The organism is Psychrobacter sp. 1U2, assembly GCF_051847575.1.
This window is the reverse complement of the sequence record NZ_JBPYDC010001015.1, coordinates 1-740: the sequence shown is the minus strand read 5'-3', so window position 1 is coordinate 740 and position 740 is coordinate 1. Positions and strand designations below refer to the sequence as shown.

Genomic DNA, 740 nt, shown 5'->3' with positions numbered 1-740 from the left:
AGATTTGGCTTTGCCTTTATAGAGCAATTGTTGCTTTTGCATGGTAGAGGATCCTGTTCATTCAAACTTAGGTAATAAAAACGTGCAACCACGGCCAAAGTATTGGCTGCAATATAGTACGTAAAAAACTAGATTACTAATTAGCAGGGGCAGCAGTTACTGGAACCGCGCGTTCAGGCTTTGGTAGCCGATACTGCTTGCCTGATTCATTCTGTAGCTTGAGCGTGTTTGCTCCAAGATTTGGCGTAGGGTACAAAGGCACAAATGGTGCTGCTTCTTGGGAGACAGGCATCTCTAATGGCGCAAGCTTTTTACTATCTTGGTATTCTAAGCTGCCATTGTCACGCTTGCCAAGTAGCTCTTTGGTAGCCTGACAGCCACTTAATACTAAAGTGCTACTTAACACTAAAGTCACTATGGCGGTCAATCGTTTTGGGGTCGTTAATGATGCTTTCATCATATTATCTCTCAGAGTTAGCAATCGACACTTATTTAGATACGGTACGAATACTGTGCCTACCATATCTAATGATTGGTTTTTAGCCGATGTTTATAATAAACCTGCCTGTTCTAAGGCAGTATCAATCGTGGCATGATGTTCTTTGGCCAGCCATACTAGCGGTAAACGAATACCTGTATCTATCATACCCATTTTATGTAACGCATATTTTGCTGGAATAGGACTCGACTCAATAAATAAATCACGGTGCAAATGCTTAACGACATCATGTACTGCATAC

The 740-nt window shown here is 41.6% G+C and carries 2 protein-coding genes; both read right to left on the bottom strand.

Translation table 11 applies throughout. From position 1 onward, the window contains the following. Nucleotides 1-136: 136 nt before the first annotated feature. Entirely contained in the window at nucleotides 137-460 is a 324-nt protein-coding gene (locus ACS8FD_RS20110) for a hypothetical protein (protein ID WP_227511675.1), read from the bottom strand. A gap of 90 nt (nucleotides 461-550) precedes the next feature. Then, the coding region (locus tag ACS8FD_RS20105) for a dihydrodipicolinate synthase family protein (RefSeq protein ID WP_439277166.1) at nucleotides 551-740 on the bottom strand (190 nt) is incomplete at its 5' end.